The following is a 15,082-nucleotide window of genomic DNA, read 5'->3' as shown; positions in this document are numbered from 1 at the left end:
GATCAGAACTCCATGTCGAGTTCTTCGATCTCGTCCGGTTCGCTGACCGCCGCCTGGGTCCATTCCGCCAGGAGGTCCCAGGCGAGGATCGTGTCCCGGTAGGTCTGCGCCATGAAGGGCAGCGGCACGTCGTAGGTGCGAAAGCGCGTGCAGACGGGGGCGTACATCGCATCCGCCAGTGTCGGCCGGGCGCCGAACAGGTAGGGACCGCCGGAGCGACCGAGGCAATCCTCGAAGATCGCGACGATCCGCTCGATGTCGCCCCTCGCGCCGTTGAAGATGCGAAAGCCCGGGATGTGCGCTCGCAGGTTCATCGGCAGCGCCGAGCGCAGATTGATGAAGCCGCCATGCATCTCGGCGGAGACGGCGCGGCAGCGGGCTCGCTCGGCCGCCGCTTCCGGCAGCAGGCCTGCGCCGGGAAACGTCTCGTTGAGGTATTCGCCGATGGCGAGGGCATCCCAGACGCCGACCGTGCCGTGGGTCAGCCGTGGCACCAGGAAGGACGGCGACAGGTGCAGGAGCTCGGCGCGCGTGGAGGAATCCGACCCCGGCAGCAGCTCGACCTCGAAATCCAGCCCGGCCATGCGGCAGAGCAGCCAGCCGCGCAGCGACCACGACGAGTAGTTGCGGCTGGATATCGTGAGCGTCGCGTCCGCCATGACTCTCTTCCCGCTGAATCGGTCCCTCCGATGGGACATCCAAGTATCGTGCCGCGGCATGGCTCGGCAGCGATGACGGGACGGCCGTGCGCCGGACGAGGGATAAACCACGGGAGAGCGCCATGGCCTTTGGTTAGTCTAATACAAGCGAGGTACCGGCCGGTTTTCGAAATTCGGGCCGTAGAACAACCGTTTACGGTCGATTGGATACATGAGGCATTTTTGTTTCACTGACTCCAAAACAGGGTGAAGTTGTACCTTTAGCCGGTTGCGAAGATCGCTTGCACCCGTAACCCTTGCTCCCCCGCTGCTGCGCTCACTCGAGCGCCGGCATGTCGGATCATCGTGGACGCGCCGGGAGTTGCGGATCTGATGATGTACCGTGCGTTCGATGCCCAGTCGGACTTCGCCCAGCAGACGCGCAGCTGGGGGCAGATGCTGAACCAGGCGGTATCGCCCTGGGCGGGCACGCCGTTCCGCGACCATGCCAACTGGTGGTCGGCCGGCGCACGCATGATGATGCGCGCCGGGCTGACCTACGCCCGGCCGGATTACGGGATTCGCTCGGTCACGGTCGGCAATCGCGAGGTGCCGGTGGTCGAGGAGGCGGTGGTGGCGACGCCCTTCGCGACGCTGCTGCGCTTCCGCAAGGACATCGCCAGCCCGCAACCGAAGGTTCTGGTGCTCGCCCCGCTTTCGGGGCATTTCGCGACGCTGCTGCGTGGCACCGTGCGCACCCTGCTCGCCGACCACGACGTCTACATCACCGACTGGCACAATGCCCGCGACGTGCCGCTCTCCGAGGGCGAGTTCGGCTTCGACGATTATGTCGACCACGTCGTCCGATTCCTGGAGACGATGGGCGAGGGCTCACACCTCGTCGCCGTCTGCCAGCCGGCCGTGCAAGCGCTGGCCGCTTCCGCCGTGATGGCCCACACCAAGAACCCGGCCCAGCCGCGCAGCATGACGCTGATGGCTGGCCCGGTGGATTGTCGCATCAGCCCGACCTCCGTGAACGAGCTCGCCACCTCCAAGCCGATCGAGTGGTTCGAGAAGAACCTGATCAGCACCGTGAGCGACCGACACCGGGGTGCCGGCCGCCGGGTCTATCCGGGCTACATGCAGGTCGCGGCCTTCGTCTCGATGAACGCCCAGCGCCACAGCCAGGCCCACCAGGACCTGTTCTGGCACTACGTGCGCGGCGAATCGGACAAGGCGCGCGCCATCGAGACCTTCTACGACGAATATTTCGCCGTCCTCGACCTCACCGCCGAGTTCTATCTCGAGACGGTCAAGACGGTGTTCCAGGACTACACGCTCGCCCGGAATGCCCTGACCTATCGCGGCGAGTCGATCGACATGCGCTCGATCCAGCGCACGGCCCTGATGACCGTCGAGGGCGAGCGTGACGACATCTGCGCCGTCGGCCAGACCATGGCGGCGCACGATCTCTGCGCCAGCCTTCCGCCCCATATGCGGAGCCACCATTTGCAGGCCGGGGTCGGCCATTACGGCGTCTTCTCGGGGCGCAAATGGGAAGCGCAGACCTATCCGTTGGTCCGCAACTTCATCCAGTCCCACGCCTGAGAGCCGAGCCCTGCATGGGATGCCGGGGACGGTTCCGCCGGCCAGCTTGCCGCAGGCGGTCCGCCCCCGTATACTCTTGCGCTCTATGTCTGTTGAAGAGTGAGCCCTCAGCCCGCCGATGTCCGATCTGGTGCAGCTTCAGGCCGTGTTGAACGCACGTCCGTCATCCGTTCCGAGCGAGGCTCCGGGCCGTCGTGGTTGCCCGCTGTCCGACCTGCGTGACCGGCTGCGCCGGGCAGGCCTGCGCCCGACCCGTCAGCGCCTCTCGCTCGGCTGGCTGCTGTTCGGCCGTGGTGATCGCCACCTGACGGCGGAAATGCTCTACGACGAGGCGATGCGCGCCAAGGTGCCGGTCTCGCTGGCCACCGTCTACAACACTCTCCACCAGTTCACCGAAGCCGGCCTTCTGCGCCAGCTCGCGCTCGACGGGTCGAAGGCCTATTTCGATACCAACCCGAGCGAGCACCACCACTTCTTCCTCGAGGAAGAGGGCGAGGTGATGGACATGCCGGAATGCGGCATCTCGGTCGAATCTCTGCCGAACGCCCCCGAGGGCATGGAGATCGCCGGCGTCGAGGTGATCGTGCGCCTGCGCCGCCGCGGAGTTTCGGGTCGCGCCTGATCCGGCCGGGTCGCGAGAGTTTTCGAAAAGCCGGCGAGGGATCGCCGGCTTTTTTCATTCCACCGTTTCGTTCGGGTAGACGCCCCAGAGGCGCTCCTGGCGGATATAGCCGTCGACATCGCCGCGGGTCTGCGGCAGCGCCACGATGACGCGGCACCAGGTACCCGTGCAGCTTTTCACGTTGCCGATGACGCCGGGTTCGAGCTTTGCCTCCTCGGAGGCGCCGGCCTCGGCACGCGCGAGTAGCGGCACGGTCGGTGTGGCGTTGGCGCCGGCCTGTGGCGTCACGACAGCGGTGCGGCGGCCGGAGAGCAGCGAGTGCAGCACCCAGCCCTCCGTGCCCTCGGAATCGCGAATGCGCCGCCAGGTCTCGAATTCGGCGATGATTTCCACCGGCAGCCCGGCCCGGCGATAGACCCAGAGCGTGCGGTGGTCCTTCGACGGACCCTCGCGCAGGTTGACCCGGTCGGTCTTCAGGCTGGCATAGCGGGGCAGCGGTAGCTTGGTCGCGCGCCCACCTTCGGGGGCGGCGGCGCTCGCGGCGTTGAGGCCGGCGAGAAGGAAGGCGAGGGAAGTCCCGAGAATCGCGTTGCGCATCATCGATGGTCCTTGGCTCGTCGCCCGAAGCCGCGGGAGCTTGGCCCGCATTGTCTTCCGACCTCTCTCTGATAGAGAAACCGGGAAGATGTGCGGCGGAGCGTGGTCCGAGGCGCGTCGGCCGATCGTTCCATCTGGCCGTGTCACGGTTAACGGAGCGTAAGCCCAGACGCTGCGGAACCCGCCGAACGCGTAACGAGTGCCCTCGCGGGAGGAACCATGTCGTCGTTGAAGCGCAAGCCTCTGGTGGTGGTGACCCGTCGCCTGCCGGAGGCGGTCGAGGCCCGCATGCGCGAGCTGTTCGACACGCGCCTCAATGCGGAGGACAAGCCGATGGAGCACGATGCGCTCGCGGCTGCACTCCGCGAGGCCGACGTCCTCGTGCCCACCGTCACCGACGAGATCGATGCGGGGCTGCTGGCCCAGGCCGGCCCGAACCTCAAGCTGATCGCCAATTTCGGCAACGGCGTCGACCATATCGACGTCGGCACGGCACTCGAGCGCGGCATCACCGTCACCAACACGCCGGGCGTGCTGACGGAAGACACCGCCGACATGACCATGGCGCTGATCCTGGCCGTGGCACGCCGCGTCGCCGAGGGCGCGCGCATCATTCCCGACGACGACTGGAGCACCGGCTGGTCGCCGACCTGGATGCTCGGCCGCCGCATCACCGGCAAGCGCCTCGGCATCGTCGGCATGGGCCGGATCGGCCAGGCACTCGCCAAGCGCGCCAAGGCTTTCGGCCTGTCGATCCACTACCACAACCGCCGTCGGGTGCCGACGGCGACCGAGCAGAGCCTCGATGCGACCTACTGGGAGTCCCTCGACCAGATGCTGGCGCGCGTCGACGTGGTCTCGGTGAACTGCCCGCATACGCCGGCCACCTATCACCTGCTCTCGGCGCGCCGCCTCAAGCTGATGAAGCCCGAGGCGATCGTCGTGAACACCGCCCGTGGCGAGGTGATCGACGAGAACGCCCTCGCGCGGCTGATCGAAGCCGGCGAGATCTCGGGGGCCGGCCTCGACGTGTTCGAGCAGGAGCCAGCGGTCAGCCCGCGCCTCGTTAAGCTCGCACGCGCCGGCAAGGTGGTGCTGCTGCCGCATATGGGTTCGGCCACCCACGAGAGCCGCACCGACATGGGCGAGAAGGTCATCATCAACATCAAGACCTTCATGGACGGCCACCGGCCCCCGGACCGCATCCTTCCGAGCATGCTCTGAAGCGGGGTTTTCCCCGATCGGCGCTCGACGTCGAATGACGGCCCGAAGAGGATCAGGCTATGGCGGATGACAGCGAACTCGACCGGACGATCGCGCCGCTGATCGCGCTGGCGCAGGAGGTCCTGCGCGGGAATGGCTCTGCGGACATGGTGCAGGACGTGTCCGAGGAGGATTGGCAAGAACTGCTGGGCAAGATCGCCGCCCAGGCCCAGGAGAACAGCCTCGGCTTGCCGCTCGGCTGGCAGGAGGCGCTGACCCGGTACCGCGACCGGCAGCGGCTGCGGACCGATGTCGACGATGCCCGCCTCGCGGAGCAGGGCGAAGTCTTCGGCCGTGAGGACGACGCCTAACGGCGGGAGCGAAAGTTCAGCGCTCCGCCACGGCGATGAGCGCGGTCGAGGGGATCGGCAGGATCGGTCGAGCTCCCGCCATCCGCCGCGCTTCGGCGACAACCGCCGCCTTGTCCTCGGCGTTCAGACTGGCCCAGTCGGGCGACATGCCGAACAGCGTGTCGGGCTCGTCGAGCATCGCGACGTCGAGTTCGTAGTCGAAGACCACGCGCTCGATCCGCGGCATCTGAAACCCCGCGGCGACCAATTCGCGGGCGAAGGCATCCGGATCGCCGAGCGCCTTCACCCCGTCGGGCATCGCCATGCTCTCGCGCTCGGGGAAGAGTGTCCGGCGGATCTGGCCGAGCAGCAGGAACGTCGCGGCACCCTGCTCCTGCCACGTCGCCACGACGCCGTGGCCGCCGGGTCGCGTTACCCGCGCCATCTCCGCGAGCCCCCTGCGCCAGTCCGGGAACATGATCACGCCGAAGATCGAGAACACGGCATCGAAGCCGGCATCCGGCAGGGCGAGCGCCTGTCCGTCCATGACCTCGGCATCGAGGTTGGGCAGTCCGGCTGCGGTGACGCGGGCCACCATGCCGGGCGAGAAGTCGACCGCGAGGACCTGCGCTCCGGTCCGCGCCGCCGCGAGCGCGAGCGCGCCGGTTCCCGTGGCGACATCGAGGACGCGGCTTTGCTCCGACAGGGGCACCCGCGCGAGCGCGGCTTCGGCGAAGCGTGCCGTGAACGGATGGGCGGTCTGCTCGTAGTGCTCGGCGGCCTTGTCCCACCGATCAGGGTTCTCGAACTCGCGCATCTCGGAGGCTCCACCAATCACGTAACTTCATAAGTAGCGTGATATGTCTCGGTTGCCAATCCGCGGGTCCCGCGTGAAGGATCGTGTCGTGCGCAACGACAGCCGCCTTTCCCGTACCCTCCACGTGCTGCTCCACATGGCGCGCCGCGATGGACCGATGACCTCGCAGGTGATCGGCCAGATGCTCGGTACGAGTCCCGTGGTCGTCCGCCGCACGATGGCGGGCCTGCGAGAGGCCGGCTACGTGCGATCGGAAAAGGGGCATGGCGGCGGCTGGACCATCGCCGCGAATCTGGAGGACGTGTCGCTCCTGGACGTCCATCGCGCGGTCGGCGGACCACGCATCTTCGCGATCGGCAGCGATCATCCGAATCCCGATTGCGCGGTCGAGAAGGTCGTCAACGCGGCGTTGGAGGACACCTTGCGCGAGGCCGAGGCGCTGCTCATCGCGCGGTTGGGCTCGGTCAGCCTTGCCGAATTGGCGCGCGGCTTCGACGCACGGTGCGAGCCCGGTGGGCCAAACCCTGCTTCCCGGTGCGGATAGTCGACCGCTAGCGAGCGTTCCCGGCTGCCGGTGCCTCGAGCAGCGCCTTGCGGCTCAAGCCCTTGTGCAGGTGGACCATCAGCGCGATGCCGAAGAGCGGCACGGCGAGGTTCACGACCGGCACCACCATCAGCCCGGCAAGCATGGCCCCGGCAGCGAGCGTCGTCAGGTTGAAGTGCCGGCGCATCTCCTGCGCTTCGGAGATCGGCCGGAATCGGCTGGCGGCGGCCTCGAAATACTCGCGGCTGAGCAGGTAGGCGTTGGCGCCGAAGAAAGCGACGAGGTTCACGCCTGGCACGAAGATCAACAGCAGGGCGATCAGGTTCACCACCAGGGCCAGCCCGGCGAAGCGCAGGGCGTAGAGCAGGGCCTGGCTCCAGGGCAGGGCGCGGCCGGGCGGGTCGTTCGGGAAGTCGGTGCGCTCGACGATCTGGGCGGCATCGTCGAGGAAGAAGCCTGCCACCAGGATCGAGACCGCCGGCATGATGTAGGCGAGCGCCACGAACAGGCCGGCCCCGGCCAGGAAGAAGGCGATGGTGTCGAGGATCGGATAGTCGGCCGCAATGTGATGGCCCGACTGGAACCACTGGATCAGCCGGGTCAGCGCGAACCAGACCACGATCAGCAGCCCGAGCGTCAGTCCCAGCGACTTCAGGAGGATTGCCCGCATGGCCGGCGAGAAGACCTGCCGCAGGGCTGCGGCAGCGGCTTTGATCAGCATCGTGGGTCCGCTTGTGCAACGACGTCGCGAGCGGTTCTCGCCGCACTCCGTGATCGGCGCAAGGGCGGGGGCTTTTCGAGGTCCCGTGCGTTCACCCCGCGAATGCGCTCAGAACGGAGCCGAGCATGCCGAGATCCACCGCCCTGCTGCTTGCGGGCATCCTGATGGCCTCCCCGGTCGCCGCGCACGAGGTCGGAGCCTGGGCGGCCGCGAGCAGCGCGCCGGCCGAGCGCTCGGAGGTCGCCGTCGCGGCCATCGACGGCAAGGCCTACGTGGTCGGCGACTATAACGGCGCCACCGAACTGCTGATCTACGACCTCGCCAAGGACGTCTGGAGCCGTGGCGCAGCCTCTCCCTATCCCGTCCACCACACCATGGCGGTGGGGCAGGGCGGCCTGATCTACGTCTTCGGCGGCTACGTGAACGGCTGGGACGCCACCGACAAGGTCTGGGCCTACGATCCGAAGACGAATGCCTGGACGCCGCGCGCGCCGCTGCCCACGGCCCGCGCCGCCGGCGGCGCGACGCTGCTCGACGGCAAGATCCACGTCGTCAGCGGCAGCGTCTCGGGCCGCAAGAACACGTCCGCGCACGAGGTCTACGACCCGGCGGCCGATCGCTGGAGCAAGGCCGCAAAGCTGCCGACGCCGCGCGATCACCTTTCGGTCCAGGCCGTCGGTGGAAGGATCGTCGCGGTGGGTGGCCGGGTCGATGGCGATTCCGGGAAGAATCTCGCGGTGAACCAGGTCTACGATCCGGCCAAGGATGCCTGGAGCGAGGCCGCCCCGCTGCCCACCGCACGCAGCGGTACGGCCTCGGCGGCGCTGGGCCAGGACGTCTACGTCATCGGCGGCGAGTCGAACCACAAGACCTACGACCAGGTGGAGGCCTTCGACCTGCCGAAGAACTTCTGGCGGAGCCTCGCCCGGCTGCCGACGGCCCGGCACGGCTTCGGTGCGGTGACTTACAACGGCCGGATCTACACCCTCGTCGGCAGCCCGAAACCGGGCGGCTTCAAGTCCGGGACGGTCGAGGTGTTCGATCCGAAGGCCGATCCGGCCACGCGCTGAGGGCGCCCACTCCTCTCCGTCATCCCCGCGCCGCACAGCGGAGCCCGGGATAACGAGATGCAGTTGCGCCGAGCACAAGGCGGACATGCCACGGCGTGGGCCTGTGATTCCCGGCATTCGTCGCTAGGTTGGCGTTTATGCTGCGCTGCAAAATGGGCTGCTCGTGACGAACCCTTCCTCCGTCTGCTGCGATGAGACCACGTCGGCTGCCGCCGTGCGGGACGTCCATCCCTCGCTCGTCATCCTCGCGCTCGCCGTCGGTGGCTTCGCGATCGGCACGACCGAGTTCGCCTCGATGAGCCTGCTGCCGGAATTCGCGCCGGCCCTCGACATCGATGCGCCGACGGCCGGCCACGTGATCAGTGCCTATGCGCTCGGCGTCGTGGTCGGCGCGCCGGTGATCGCGGTGCTCGCCGCGCGCATCGCCCGACGGACGCTTCTGGTCGGCCTGATGCTGATGTTCGCCATCGGCAACCTGCTCTCCGCCCTGGCGCCGAGCTACCCCGCGATGATGGCCTTCCGGTTCTTCGCCGGCCTGCCGCATGGCGCCTATTTCGGGGTCGCCATGCTGCTCGCCGCGTCGCTGGTGCCGCACGCGAAGCGGGCGCAGGCGGCGGCGAAGGTTCTGACTGGCCTGACGATCGCCACCGTGATCGGCGTGCCGCTGGCCAACGCCATCGGCCAGCTCTTCGGCTGGCGCTGGAGCTTTGGGATCGTCGCCGGGCTCGCCCTGCTGACGGCCGCGCTGGTGCGGCTGTACGCTCCCCTCGGTGCGCCGATCGCGGGGGCGAGCCCGCTGCGCGAACTCGGCGCGCTCAAGCGCGGGCAGGTCTGGCTGACGCTCGGCATCGGCGCCGTCGGCTTCGGCGGCATGTTCTCGATGTACACCTACCTCGCCTCGACCATGCTCTCGGTGACGCAGGTCTCGCCGGCCCTGATCCCGGTGGCGCTCGCCGTCTTTGGTGCTGGCCTCACGGTCGGCAATCTCGCCTGGGCCTGGGTCGCGGACCGATCGGGCAAGCTGATGCTCTCGGCGGGCGCGACGCTGGTGTGGAGTGCCGTTGTGCTGGCCCTCTACCCCGCCGCGACCGCGAGCCTCTGGACCCTGCTGCCGGTGGTGTTCCTGATCGGTTGCGGCGGCGGCCTCGCCACCATCCTGCAGACGCGGCTGATGGACGTGGCCGAGGACGCGCAGACGCTGGCCGCCGCGCTCAACCACTCCGCCTTCAACGTCGCCAATGCCCTCGGTCCGTGGCTCGCCGGTCTCGCCATCGCCGCGGGCTTTGGCCTTCCGGCAACGGGCTGGGTCGGCGTCGCCCTGGCGCTCGGCGGCCTTGCCGTGTGGGCGGTCTCTCTGGCGCTCGATCGCGGCAAGACCGGCATTGCCGCCTGAAAGACAGGTTGGGAGCCGCTGACTGAGACGACCCACGCGTTGGGTCCGCTTTCGACCCAGCGACGTACTCGACGCAAGATTAAGCCGCGCCTGAAAGCGCTCATTCGGACGGCTCCCATTTTGACAGCAGCGTCACCCATTGCGCGCTTGCGGTTTTCGCTTCCTCAGGCGGCCTGCGGCTAACGCCGAATGGCGCAGACGGGGGAGCACGCAGCAAAGAGGGCGCAACGCCGATAGCGACGCACGCACGGCTATCTTTCACCGCTGAAGAAGCGCATCCTGGCTCATCACCGGCCGAGAACGACAGGCTCCGGTGACTGAGGGCCAAGTGCTCCCGCCTGCAGGGTTCGGGAGATCACGTGGCCAGGATCGATATCCATCGGACATCCTTGGGTCAGCCGAGCAGCCCGGCCATTTTGGCCATCTGCTTCTGCATGCCGTGGCTGCCAGGTGCGGTGCGACCAGTTCCACAATCACAGATCGGGAGTGACGATCATGGCTACGGAAAAGCAGCGCGGCAGTCGTGAGGCGAAGAAGCCGAAGAAGCCCGTCGTGAAGATGAATGCGTCTGCACCGTCGACGAAGAATCTTGTCAGCGACGCTATGAAGACAGCCGGACGAAAGTAGGCGTGAGAGCGCTCGCTCGTACTGTCTGAGGGGCCGCCTCGATCGCATCTTTTGCGCGACGATGCGGCCTCTCGTTTAACCGGCCGATAAGCCACTGCAGACGGTAGCTGAATCGCCGGCCTCGATTTCTCGACAATTTTGGACGAGCACGAATGCGAATTCTCGTCGGCTGCGAGATGACCTACGAATTTCAGTATCCGACAACCCTCATCGCGATGCTCAATATTCACTCATCGCGGTTTTCTGACCTCGAGCGGCCGGATTATATTCTGACGACGCCATCCGTACCGCTCGAGGGATATCGTGACAGTTTCGGAAATTGGTGCACCCGTCTGGTCGCGCCGGCCGGCCGCCTGACGCTGAAGACCGATACGGTCGTGCGCGACCACAGCGAGAATGAAGCACCGCCCGACACGGGCGCGACCGAGGCGTTAGCCTCGATGTTGCCGACGGACACGCTGCTCTTCCTTCTCGGGAGTCGTTATTGCGAGACGGATCGGCTCTCGGAGATTGCCTGGAATCTTTTCGGAAGCCTGCCGCCAGGGTGGTCGCGTGTGCAGGCCGTCTGCGATTACGTGCATGATCGGATCACGTTCGGATACGAATACTCGCGGCCGACGCGCACAGCCGCAGAGGTCTTCGAGGAGCAACGAGGCGTCTGCCGCGATTATGCTCACCTCGCGATCGCCTTTTGCCGATGTCTGAACATCCCCGCGCGCTACTGCACCGGTTATGTCAGCGACATCGGCTTGCCTCTGCCGCATTCACCCGGCGATTTCGCGGCCTGGATGGAGGTTTTCCTGGGCGGACGCTGGCACATGTTCGACCCGCGGAATAACAGCCCACGTATCGGCCGAATATTGATTGCATATGGTCGCGATGCTGCCGACGTGCCGCTGACGCTCACCTTCGGGCCGAACTCGCTCGTCAATTTTCTGGTTACGACTGAAGAGGCGCCCGCCATCGCGCGTTAATGTCGGCTTCGCATCGGTCATTTTCGACAGCTTTTACGAGCGTATACTTATCTGGCTAAATTTTCATGATTGCTACACTTGCGGCTTTTTCGGCGCCCGCACCTTGTCTCAATGACGCGCAAATGGAGGACGATAAAATACTGATTGCGTCCGTTCTGACGCCTTCGTAGTCAATGGTTTGATCAAAATCTTTGGTTTGCTTTGCATGATACGAATTAGGATAATGTTGATCAACGTAATTCTGGGTCAGGCGCATTGCCAGTCGATACTTTTCGTCAAAATCACGACCACCAAAAGTGGATTCATCGGAAAATGTACCGTTTTCGATCGCGTCAGCTCGTCTTTCGCTCAAATTTTTATTTCGAGAAGATTCTTTTCTCCGCCGAATCTGATCTGTCAGCCAGGCGATAATTTTCATTGCCGATTCTCAAATTTGATGGCGCGTAAAAATTTACACTATCGATCTAGTGCGCGGATCATAAAACCGAACACGAGCGAAAATATTTATTCTGAACCGGCAGGTACCTTTCGATATGCCTTCCGACGAACGCACATCATCGATCATCTGGCGCCAGGCACGAGCGACATCCGACCGATCGCGCCGCATGTGCAATCGCTGGCAGCCAGCACGCGAGAAACCCGCAGCTCTCGATCAGACGGTCAGCGCCGCCCCGAGCGCTCAATCGCCAGGCGTCCACTCAATGTTCGGTCGCTGCGCCAGCATTCGCTCAAAGTACCCGGCCACGGCCTGTGCCCCGTCGGAATGCATCATCGCGACCGGATGCGCGAGATAAGCGCGGGCGAGGTCGCGAGGTAAGCGGCCAGACTGAAACGCACCTAGCACCTCATCGATAAATGCGTCATTCGCCTCGTTGAAGTCGTTCGACAGCTTCTTACGGTCGTTGAGTGCTTTAATTGCCATGCATTGGTCCTAGCGTATCCACGATGGAGATCAGGCCAACGCCATAGGATGTCGAGATGGTCGACCCTTGTAGCGGCTCTCGAGGCGTGGGCAGCCGTCGTGCCGCTTGCGATGCTGAAGGTTGACCTGTCCGCCTGGGGTGTAGACGCCTGCGGTCGCCACGGCACCGTGACAGTCGGTGCAGCGCTTCACGTTGTCCCGATGGATCTTGTGCGCCACCGACACAGGCATCGCTACCCAGACGCCATCAATCTGGACATCGCAGAATGGTGAAGTTCGCTGGGTCATGAGCCTCTATGGCAGGCGAACGGCAAGACTTGGTTAACGGAACGGAAAAGTCTGGCGCAGCGGTCGATGGCCGTGCGTTTCGACCCGTCCGATGAAGCTCAGTTCGCGCTGCTGTCTACACCGATACCTCCGCGCGATCGGGGCTGCGACGGTGATGCCGAGTTGGCACCGGCTGCGGATGACGACGCGCCGCATCCGCCGAGACAGGCAGCGACAGTCAGTTTCTTCGTCTCCGGTCACGACTGCCCGCTGCGCCGCGCCGCCACGGTGGCCAGCGCCGCGAAGTCGAGTTCTCCGTCGCCGTGGCTGATCGCGTCGATGAGGTTGTCGCGCAGCACGCTGGCGAAGGGCATGGTCACGCCCGCGCCTTCCGCCGCGGCGAGGACGAGGCGGATATCCTTGGCGCCGAGCCGCAGGGTGAAGCCCGGCGGCTCGTAACGGTCCTCCGCGATCAGCGCTCCGTAATTCTTGTAGACCGGCGAGGCGAAGAGCGTGCCGGTGAGCAGGTCGAGCAGCGACTGCTTCGAGACGCCGTGCCCTTCCGCGAAGGCGGAGGCCTCGCCCATGGCCTCGATCGCCGAGACGATCATGAAGTTGCCGGCGAGCTTCACGGCGTTCGCGCTGAACGGCTCGCGGCCGAAGCGCCAGGTCTTGCTGCCCATGGCGTCGAGCAGCGGCTGCACCCGGGCGATGGCCGCCTCGTCGCCGGCCGAGACGATATTGAGCGCGGCATTCGCCGCCGCATCCGGCCGGCCGAAGACGGGGGCGGCGACATAGGCGATGCCGGCCTTCTCGTGCAGGGGCGCCAGCTCCTTTGCCAGGGCGACGGCCACCGTGGACATGCTGACATGCACCGCCGGGCGCTCGGCGGCCTCGAGCAGGCCTCCCTCGACGATCACCGCGCGCAGGGCCGCGTCGTCGGCCAGCATGGTGATGGCGGCGTCCCCGCGGAACGCCTCGGCCGCCGTGGCGACGGGGATGGCGCCCGCGATGCCCTTGGCGGCCTCCGGCGAGCGGTTCCAGACCCGAACGGTGTGGCCGGCCTTCACCAGGTTGGCGGCCATGGCCCGGCCCATGCGGCCGAGCCCGAGAAATCCGACATCCATGCTCATGCCTGCCTCAGCGGTCGTCGAGGAACTGCGGGCCGACGCGAGACGCGTCGGGGCTCCTTGGGATAGGAGCGGATCCATCACGCGCGGGAGATAGGGCGGCGCCCCGTTCCCGTCGCCATCGGAGACCCTCCCGGAACGCATGACGGATCCCCTTCACGACGGCCTGCCGGTCCGCGAGCGACTGCTTGCCCTCCTGGCGATCGCCCTGGCCATGACGCTGGCGGTGCTCGACGGCGCAATCGTCAACGTGGCGCTGCCGGCGATGGCGAAGGACCTCGCGGTGCGGCCGGATCAGGCGATCTTTCTGGTCAACGGCTACCAGATCGCGGTGACGGCCACCCTGCTGCCCTTGGCGGCGCTCGGCGACGGCATCGGCTACCGCAAGGTTTATCTCACCGGCCTGTCGGTCTTCACGCTGGCCTCGGCCGCCTGCGCCTATGCGCCGAACCTCGATCTCCTGATCGTCGCGCGGATCGCGCAGGGATTCGGCGCAGCCGGCATCATGAGCGTGAACATCGCGCTGGTGCGCTTCATCTACCCCGCGCGGCTGATCGGGCGTGGCGTCGGCAACATCGCGCTCATCGTCGCCGTGGCCTCCGCCGCCGGGCCGACCGTGGCGGCGGCGATCCTCTCGGTCGCGACCTGGCACTGGCTGTTCCTCGTGAACCTGCCCGTGGGGCTGGCGGCCCTGTTCGTCGGCGCGCGCACGCTGCCCTACACCCCGACCAGCGGGCGCCGCCTCGACATCCCGAGCAGCGTCCTCAACGCCCTGACCTTCGGCCTTGTCATCATCGGCGTCGACGGGCTCGGCAGTCCCGAAAGTCGTCCATTCGCCCTCGCCGAACTCGGCGCGGCGCTGGTCATCGGCACGGTGTTCGTGCGCCGCCAACTCGCCCTGCCGGCGCCGCTGCTGCCGGTCGACCTGATGCGCATTCCGGCCTTCGCCCTCTCGATGGCGAGCTCGATCTGCGCCTTTTCCGCGCAGATGACCGCCTTCGTGGCGCTGCCCTTCTACCTGCAGGACGTGCTGCATCTCTCGGCGACCCGGACGGGGCTGCTGATGACCCCCTGGCCGATTGCGGTGGCCGCGATCGCGCCCTTCGCCGGCCGGTTGTCCGACCGCTACCCGCCGGGGCTGCTCGGCGGGATCGGCCTCGTCGCCATGGCGTCCGGGCTCACGGCCGTGCTGATGCTGCCGGCCGACCCGTCGACCCTCGACATCGCCTGGCGGCTGAGCCTGACCGGGCTCGGCTTCGGGCTGTTCCAGTCGCCCAACAACCGGGTGATCATCACCAGCGCGCCGCCCGCGCGCAGCGGCGGCGCCAGCGGCATGCAATCGACGGCGCGGCTCACCGGCCAGTCGCTCGGTGCGGCGCTCGTCGCCGTGCTGTTCGGGCTGACCCATGCGGGTGGAGAGGCCGGCGGCAACCCGGCCCATGCGGTCACGCTGTCGCTCGGCGCGGCCATCGCGTTGGCGCTGACCGGAACGGTCACCAGCGTCCTGAGAAAGCCGCTGGCCTCGAAGCCGTGAGACTGGCATGGCCCGAGCGACCGTTTCGCGCGTTGGACGCGCGAGCGGGCGAGACATTCACGACG

The 15,082-nt window shown here is 66.6% G+C and carries 16 protein-coding genes; 9 read left to right on the top strand and 7 right to left on the bottom strand.

Translation table 11 applies throughout. The features are described 5' to 3' along the window. Positions 1-2: 2 nt before the first annotated feature. Entirely contained in the window at positions 3-659 is a 657-nt protein-coding gene (locus tag HCU64_RS03435) for a glutathione S-transferase family protein (RefSeq protein ID WP_233382364.1), read from the bottom strand. A 372-nt stretch (positions 660-1,031) separates the two neighbouring features. Between HCU64_RS03435 and HCU64_RS03430 the strand changes: the two genes are divergently transcribed. After that, complete coding sequence (locus HCU64_RS03430; RefSeq protein ID WP_233382363.1) at positions 1,032-2,246, top strand: polyhydroxyalkanoate depolymerase; 1,215 nt, start codon at positions 1,032-1,034, stop codon at positions 2,244-2,246. Between the two features lie 118 nt (positions 2,247-2,364). After that, positions 2,365-2,868, top strand: coding sequence for a Fur family transcriptional regulator Irr (gene irr, locus HCU64_RS03425; protein ID WP_233382362.1), 504 nt, complete (start codon positions 2,365-2,367; stop codon positions 2,866-2,868). A gap of 54 nt (positions 2,869-2,922) precedes the next feature. Here irr and HCU64_RS03420 read toward each other — a convergent pair whose 3' ends face one another. Next, entirely contained in the window at positions 2,923-3,465 is a 543-nt protein-coding gene (locus HCU64_RS03420) for an SH3 domain-containing protein (RefSeq protein ID WP_233382905.1), read from the bottom strand. Between the two features lie 219 nt (positions 3,466-3,684). Here HCU64_RS03420 and HCU64_RS03415 point away from each other — a divergent pair, with 219 nt between their 5' ends. Beyond that, positions 3,685-4,689, top strand: coding sequence for a 2-hydroxyacid dehydrogenase (locus HCU64_RS03415; protein ID WP_233382361.1), 1,005 nt, complete (start codon positions 3,685-3,687; stop codon positions 4,687-4,689). A gap of 59 nt (positions 4,690-4,748) precedes the next feature. Next, the gene (locus HCU64_RS03410) at positions 4,749-5,039 is read left to right on the top strand and encodes a hypothetical protein (protein WP_233382360.1); all 291 of its coding nucleotides are present in this window, start codon (positions 4,749-4,751) and stop codon (positions 5,037-5,039) included. A gap of 16 nt (positions 5,040-5,055) precedes the next feature. On the opposite strand, the gene HCU64_RS03405 is transcribed toward HCU64_RS03410, so the two are convergent. Beyond that, complete coding sequence (locus tag HCU64_RS03405) at positions 5,056-5,835, bottom strand: class I SAM-dependent methyltransferase (protein ID WP_233382359.1); 780 nt, start codon at positions 5,833-5,835, stop codon at positions 5,056-5,058. Positions 5,836-5,923: 88 nt separating this feature from the next. On the opposite strand from HCU64_RS03405, the gene HCU64_RS03400 reads away from it, so the two are divergent. Next, on the top strand, positions 5,924-6,379 hold the full coding sequence (locus HCU64_RS03400; protein ID WP_233382358.1) for an Rrf2 family transcriptional regulator: 456 nt from the start codon (positions 5,924-5,926) through the stop codon (positions 6,377-6,379). 7 nt (positions 6,380-6,386) lie between these two features. On the opposite strand, the gene HCU64_RS03395 is transcribed toward HCU64_RS03400, so the two are convergent. Then, complete coding sequence (locus HCU64_RS03395) at positions 6,387-7,100, bottom strand: sulfate transporter family protein (protein ID WP_233382357.1); 714 nt, start codon at positions 7,098-7,100, stop codon at positions 6,387-6,389. 125 nt (positions 7,101-7,225) lie between these two features. Between HCU64_RS03395 and HCU64_RS03390 the strand changes: the two genes are divergently transcribed. The 3 genes from HCU64_RS03390 to HCU64_RS03380 all read left to right on the top strand — a co-directional run bounded on the left by HCU64_RS03390 (position 7,226) and on the right by HCU64_RS03380 (position 11,164). Next, entirely contained in the window at positions 7,226-8,170 is a 945-nt protein-coding gene (locus HCU64_RS03390) for a Kelch repeat-containing protein (protein ID WP_233382356.1), read from the top strand. 214 nt (positions 8,171-8,384) lie between these two features. Then, positions 8,385-9,563: an MFS transporter gene (locus tag HCU64_RS03385; RefSeq protein ID WP_233382904.1), complete on the top strand. Its 1,179-nt coding sequence runs from the start codon at positions 8,385-8,387 to the stop codon at positions 9,561-9,563. 779 nt (positions 9,564-10,342) lie between these two features. Further along, the gene (locus HCU64_RS03380; RefSeq protein WP_233382355.1) at positions 10,343-11,164 is read left to right on the top strand and encodes a transglutaminase-like domain-containing protein; all 822 of its coding nucleotides are present in this window, start codon (positions 10,343-10,345) and stop codon (positions 11,162-11,164) included. 55 nt (positions 11,165-11,219) lie between these two features. Here HCU64_RS03380 and HCU64_RS03375 read toward each other — a convergent pair whose 3' ends face one another. The 3 genes from HCU64_RS03375 to HCU64_RS03365 form a co-directional block, all read right to left on the bottom strand. Then, positions 11,220-11,582 carry a hypothetical protein gene (locus HCU64_RS03375; RefSeq protein ID WP_233382354.1) on the bottom strand — a complete coding sequence of 121 codons (363 nt, stop codon included), beginning with the start codon at positions 11,580-11,582 and terminating at the stop codon, positions 11,220-11,222. 261 nt (positions 11,583-11,843) lie between these two features. Continuing rightward, on the bottom strand, positions 11,844-12,086 hold the full coding sequence (locus HCU64_RS03370) for a hypothetical protein (RefSeq protein WP_183501872.1): 243 nt from the start codon (positions 12,084-12,086) through the stop codon (positions 11,844-11,846). A gap of 524 nt (positions 12,087-12,610) precedes the next feature. Then, entirely contained in the window at positions 12,611-13,480 is an 870-nt protein-coding gene (locus tag HCU64_RS03365; RefSeq protein WP_233382903.1) for an NAD(P)-dependent oxidoreductase, read from the bottom strand. 145 nt (positions 13,481-13,625) lie between these two features. Here HCU64_RS03365 and HCU64_RS03360 point away from each other — a divergent pair, with 145 nt between their 5' ends. Next, entirely contained in the window at positions 13,626-15,017 is a 1,392-nt protein-coding gene (locus HCU64_RS03360) for an MFS transporter (protein WP_233382353.1), read from the top strand. The last annotated feature ends 65 nt before the right edge of the window (positions 15,018-15,082 follow it).

It is taken from the genome of Methylobacterium sp. C25 (assembly GCF_021352225.1).
Classification (GTDB): domain Bacteria; phylum Pseudomonadota; class Alphaproteobacteria; order Rhizobiales; family Beijerinckiaceae; genus Methylobacterium.
The sequence above is the reverse complement of the archived record's forward strand: the minus strand, read 5'-3'. Positions and strand labels throughout refer to the sequence as shown.